General features: G+C 44.4%; 5 protein-coding genes and 1 pseudogene. 5 read left to right on the top strand and 1 reads right to left on the bottom strand.

Annotated features, from left to right (window positions below; translation table 11 throughout):
- Nucleotides 1-411 precede the first annotated feature (411 nt).
- From cytX to thiD, 4 genes and pseudogenes are all read left to right on the top strand, one after another.
- A complete protein-coding gene (gene cytX / locus ACXJGZ_RS08280) occupies nucleotides 412-1,698 on the top strand; it encodes a putative hydroxymethylpyrimidine transporter CytX (protein ID WP_456321866.1) in 1,287 nt (428 codons plus the stop codon).
- Nucleotides 1,699-1,702: 4 nt separating this feature from the next.
- Nucleotides 1,703-2,503: a hydroxyethylthiazole kinase gene (gene thiM / locus ACXJGZ_RS08275; protein ID WP_456399035.1), complete on the top strand. Its 801-nt coding sequence runs from the start codon at nucleotides 1,703-1,705 to the stop codon at nucleotides 2,501-2,503.
- The gene (thiE, locus tag ACXJGZ_RS08270; RefSeq protein WP_456321864.1) at nucleotides 2,493-3,116 is read left to right on the top strand and encodes a thiamine phosphate synthase; all 624 of its coding nucleotides are present in this window, start codon (nucleotides 2,493-2,495) and stop codon (nucleotides 3,114-3,116) included. Before thiM ends, thiE begins: the two co-directional genes overlap by 11 nt.
- A gap of 5 nt (nucleotides 3,117-3,121) precedes the next feature.
- Nucleotides 3,122-4,189, top strand: a pseudogene (gene thiD, locus ACXJGZ_RS08265) (bifunctional hydroxymethylpyrimidine kinase/phosphomethylpyrimidine kinase); the annotation flags it as partial.
- Between the two features lie 5 nt (nucleotides 4,190-4,194).
- Here the strand turns inward: thiD and ACXJGZ_RS08260 are convergent.
- Nucleotides 4,195-4,647, bottom strand: coding sequence for a hypothetical protein (locus ACXJGZ_RS08260; protein ID WP_456321867.1), 453 nt, complete (start codon nucleotides 4,645-4,647; stop codon nucleotides 4,195-4,197).
- A 217-nt stretch (nucleotides 4,648-4,864) separates the two neighbouring features.
- On the opposite strand from ACXJGZ_RS08260, the gene ACXJGZ_RS08255 reads away from it, so the two are divergent.
- Nucleotides 4,865-5,312: BMP family lipoprotein (locus ACXJGZ_RS08255; RefSeq protein ID WP_456399034.1), on the top strand; the 448-nt coding region annotated here is incomplete at its 3' end.

Raw genomic sequence — 5,312 nt, 5'->3', positions numbered from 1 at the left:
GTCCGATCATAAGCCCGATCCCTAACGGCTTTTTTCAAATCCTGCAAATCCATCATATCCTCATCTTTCTCTTTGATCCATTTTGCATTCTTCCTCCACTTTCTTTTCAAGAACTCAAGCTCATTTTTCCTAACTCATGATTACATAATAAAATACGCATGCAAATTATAATAATCTCTCTGCATCATTTCTTCTGAGGTTTCTTTTCGATGAAACACAATCGAAACAGGAGGATAAAGCACAAAAACAGCCCTCAGCGATAGCTGGTATCATCATAGTTCAGTTCCGAAACCGCTCTTCATGGGGCATTTTAAATTCTTTGAGAAGTCTTTTAAGCCTTTTTATAATTAGGTTATAAATTTCAACAAAAGAGTTATAAAACCCGAGGAGGAGTACTTCTAGGTGAGGCTGATGGTCGAGGAAGGTTATGAGATAACTCCCGTTAAGAGGGAGAATAGAAGATTCTCTCTCATAACACTCTTTGCAATATGGTTTGGTGCTGGTATCAGTATAGCGGAATTCTGGGCAGGAGCCCTTTTAACGCCGGCTCTATCCTTATGGGCAGCAATTGGAGTGATACTCTTTGGGCATCTCATCGGAAATGCAGTTATGGCGTTAATTGCATTGGAAGGTGAAGAAACAGGACTCCCAACCATGGTGCTCTCAAGAGGTGCCCTTGGAGTAAAAGGCTCCATCCTTCCCTCTACCTTAAACTATCTTCAGCTAATCGGCTGGACTGCAATAATGCTCATAGTTGGTGCAAATGCAATGAATGCCGTTTCGGGTACCTTTGGATTCCAAAACTATGCCCTCTGGATAATAATCCTCGGCTTGCTCGTAACGCTCTGGACATACATAGGACCCAAAAACTGGGAATCCTTGGAAAAATTTGCAGCTTCCCTCCTTCTACTCCTGAGCCTCTGGCTGACTTATATAACGCTCAAGCAGTTTCCTTTGAGCGAACTCCTCTCAAAACCGGGTACGGGGGAAATAGGGGTTATGCTAGCTCTGGACCTTGTAATTGCAATGCCTCTTTCATGGGCTCCTTTAATAGCCGACTATTCCAGGTTTGCAAAGGAGAAGAGGGGTGCATTCTGGGGAACATACCTCGGTTATTTCATATCATCGAGCCTCTTCTACTTCGTGGGTGCACTGACAAATATTGCCGTTGGGAAAAGTGATCCAATTGGAATTATAGTGTCCTATGGCGTTGGAATACCAGCGATGCTCATAATACTCTTCTCGACAGTGACAACAACATTTTTGGATGTTTATTCAGCTGTAATAACTTACAAGAACATTTCTCCAGGAGCCAATGCAAAGAAACAAGTCCTCTTCATTGGTGCTTTGGGAACCCTTCTGGCACTTGTATTCCCGGTGGATCAGTATGAAGGCTTTCTCTCGCTAATAGGGGGAGCTTTTGTCTCATTGGCGGCAATAATGCTGACTGACTACTTTTTGGTTAAAAAGGCTTACAGTGCGGAGGAGCTATTGAATGAGGAAGGGAAGTTTAAGGGATATAACAAGAGGGCGTTAGGGATATGGGCGCTGGGCTTTCTCTTTTACATGGGGCTCGCAGTGGAAGGACTGTTTGGAATACACATCCCCATTTTAAGTGAGCTGGGCTTTAAGCTTGGCTCCAGCATCCCTACCTTCCTTTTGGTTGCCGTACTGTATTATTTAAGCGAAAGGAGGTGATAATATGGAGTGGATATGCAAGAATTTGGAAAAACTTAGAGAAAAAAGACCTTTGGTCCAGAACATAACAAATTTCGTTGTGATGAACACAACCGCAAACGCCCTCCTGGCAATAGGAGCCTCTCCCGTCATGGCACACGCGAGGGACGAGCTTGAAGACATGATTAAAATAGCGGATGCTCTTGTAGTCAACATAGGAACCCTGGATGAGCACTGGATCGCCTCCATAGAAAAAGCCGTGGAGATAGCGAGCGAGCTGGGGAAACCCATAATTTTGGACCCTGTCGGAGCAGGAGCTACCCGGCTGAGAACTAAAACATCTTTAAAGCTCTTGGATATGGGTGATATAACAATTTTGAGAGGAAATTTTGGAGAGATTAAAGCTCTCTTAGGTGAGCACGGAAAGACCCGGGGTGTCGATAGTGCTGCCTATGACATGGAGGAAGCAAAAAAACTGGCGTTAGAAGCCTCAAAGGAGTTCAACACAGTGGTTGCCGTTACAGGTGCGGTTGACTATGTGAGCAATGGAAGGGACATCTACGCGGTTGAAAATGGACATAAGATGCTTGGAAGGGTGACGGGAACGGGGTGCATGGTAACTTCACTTACGGGAGCTTTTGTGGCGATTGATGAGCCCCTACGGGCTGCAGTTTCGGCACTTGTAATCTTTGGAATCGCGGCAGAAAAAGCCTACGAAGAAGCTAAATACCCGGGAAGCTTTCATGTTAAGCTGTATGACTGGCTCTACAGGATGGACTGTGAATTAATAAAAGAGAGGGCGAAGGTGAGGAGAGTTGAACCTTAAGGAGAAACTTAAGCTGTACGTTATTACGGATAGGAGGCTCAAAGACGAGATTTTGACCGCGAGAGAATCTCTTGAAGGTGGTGCCACAGCGATACAGATGCGCATAAAAAATGCCTCCACAAGGGAAATGATCAAGGTGGGTAAGGAGCTCAGGAAGCTGACGAAAGAATATGGTGCTCTATTCTTTGTGGATGATAGGGTGGACGTTGCCTTGGCAGTTAATGCAGATGGAGTTCAAGTGGGGCTCGATGACATGCCAGTAACTCTCGTGAAAGAAATAGCCCCAAATCTGATAATAGGAGCTTCAGTTTACAGCCTGAATGAAGCTACACGTGCCGAAAAAGATGGAGCGGACTATTTGGGGGCAGGTGCGGTCTTTCCAACGAGCACCAAAAAGGATGCACGCTATTTGGGACTAGAAGGGCTTAAAGAGATCTTGAAAAGCGTTAAAATCCCTGTGGTTGCCATTGGAGGTATAAACCATGAGAATGTCGAAGATGTCTTGAAGCTCGGTGTGGACGGTATCGCTGTCATATCCTCAATCGTGGGTGCCCCTGATGTTAAAAAAGCTACACGAGATATGAGAAGGATAATTGATAAGTATTTGGGGTGATTTTTATGAGAAAAGCTCTAACAATAGCCGGGAGCGATAGTGGAGGTGGGGCTGGTATTGAAGCGGACTTAAAGACGTTCGCTTCCTTCGGAGTCCACGGTTTGGTGGCTATCACTTCTGTGACGGCTCAAAACACACAGGAAGTTAGAGCGATTTATGATATCTCTCCGGATGTTGTTGCAAAGCAAATTGAGGCGGTTGCGGACGATATAGGTGTGGACGCGGCAAAGACGGGAATGCTCAGCAATGCGGAAATAATAAAAGCTGTTGCAAAAACCGTAGAGAAGTATGGCTTTCCCCTGGTTGTTGATCCGGTTATGATAGCAAAGAGTGGTGCTCCTCTCCTTAGGGAAGATGCGGTTGAAGCCCTCATAGAATACATACTTCCAATAGCGACTCTTGTAACACCGAACATCCCAGAGGCAGAGAAATTGAGTGGGATAGAGATTAAATGCAGGGAGGATGCTAAAAGAGCGGCAAAGATCATAGTTAAAGAGCTAGGTGCCGGTGCTGTTATAGTAAAGGGAGGACATTTAAAGGGACATGAAGCCATTGATGTGCTCTATTATAATGGAAAATTCCGGGAGTATAGAGCGCCGTTTGTCAAGGGGTGCACTCATGGGACGGGATGCTCCTTTTCCGCCGCAATAACAGCCAATCTTGCAAAGGGAAAATCACTAGAAGAAGCCATCGGCAAAGCAAAAGAGTTCATAACAATGGGGATTTACTATGGCATTAAGATAGGACATGGACATTGCCCCGTGAATCAGAATGCCTGGCGGGATATTCCCGCAGAAAAATGGCGGATTTATGAGGAGCTTATGATACTTGGGGAAACCCTCACCAAACTAAATGATGCGTATCTCCTCTATGCACTTCCGGCACCCTATACCCGAAGTGAAAAGGATATATGCATGCTGAGAAGGGGGGAGATAAAATTTGGAGCTCCAGAAGAGCTTGCCAGTGTTCTTATGGAGCGCATGAGAAAGGAACCAGACATCAGGAGTGCCCTATTTGTCAAGGGAAATGTAAGGTTCGGAAAATCTCCAAGAGATATCCTCAAAAGCCTAGGAATCATTTAGATTCTCCGTATGTAGCTTTTCTTCTTTACAACTTTCCCATCTTCCATTTTATAGATGTCAACACGCTCAAAGCCTGCGGTCTCCCTCTTATATGCAACTAGATAATCAATGAATTCTTTAATTCCATAACGGGTTATTGAGTCCTTCACATATTTTGTTTCGTAGAGGAGGATAATCCTGCCCCTGTTCTCTTTAATCCAGCTGTAAAGCCTTGCACGTTCATTTTTTGATCGTGATAATGGATTTACAATTATATATCCATCGAAAGTCACTCCTTCATAGGGAGATCCTATAAACACGTTCTCACCGAACTCATCAATCCCAAAGGGTAATCTTTCAGCGAGAAATGTTTTTCCTTGAGAGAGCCACGCCTTCATATATGCTCTGGCTAATTTTTTTGCATCTCCTGTTAAAAGGATGACACCTTTCTCAAGATCCGCTATTTCCATGAGCAATGCACTCACCCCCATGTCTGGCTTAAACCAAATTTTTCTCTAACCACAAGGGTACTGTCCGGATAATTGTGGTGTGCTTGATAATGGTTATAATTTTATCCTCTTTTACTGCCATTATCAAAGCATTCTCCTTATCCTAACAGTATGACCACAAGATATATATTGTATTATTGGGATATCCCGATGAAAACTATCTTTGAGGTGTGCGTGGATGAAGAAGAAAATTTTCAGCCTGGTGTTAATAGGTGTTTTAGCCCTTGCAGTGGTTGTAAGTGGCTGTACTGGTGGAGGCGGCACTACCACACAAACGGGAACACAACCACAGTATAGTGGGAAAATAGCCGTTGTTTATGACGTTGGTGGAAGGGGTGATTTGAGCTTCAATGATATGGCATACTTGGGTGCTTCAAAGGCTGCCAAGGATTTCAACCTGGAGCTTAAGGAAGTCCAGAGCAAGCAGGAAACGGACTACCTTCCAAACTTGAGGGCACTGGCACAGAAGGGTGAATATGATGTCATTATAGCCGTGGGATTCATGATGACCGATGCAGTCAAGCAGGTTGCGGATGAGTTCCCTGATCAAAAGTTCGCTATAGTTGATGGGTTCATTCCAAACAAAACAAATGTCGTCAGCATTCTCTTTAAGGAAAACGAAGGTT

The organism is Palaeococcus sp. (in: euryarchaeotes) (genome assembly GCF_053987695.1).
This window is presented reverse-complemented; position numbering and strand designations above follow the sequence as displayed.

Excerpts from the sequence above, each read along its gene's own strand:
- cytX (WP_456321866.1), top strand. The coding sequence starts at position 412 with ATGGTCGAGGAAGGTTATGAGATAACTCCCGTTAAGAGGGAGAATAGA.
- thiM (WP_456399035.1), top strand. The coding sequence starts at position 1,703 with ATGGAGTGGATATGCAAGAATTTGGAAAAACTTAGAGAAAAAAGACCT.
- ACXJGZ_RS08260 (WP_456321867.1), bottom strand. The coding sequence starts at position 4,647 with ATGGAAATAGCGGATCTTGAGAAAGGTGTCATCCTTTTAACAGGAGAT.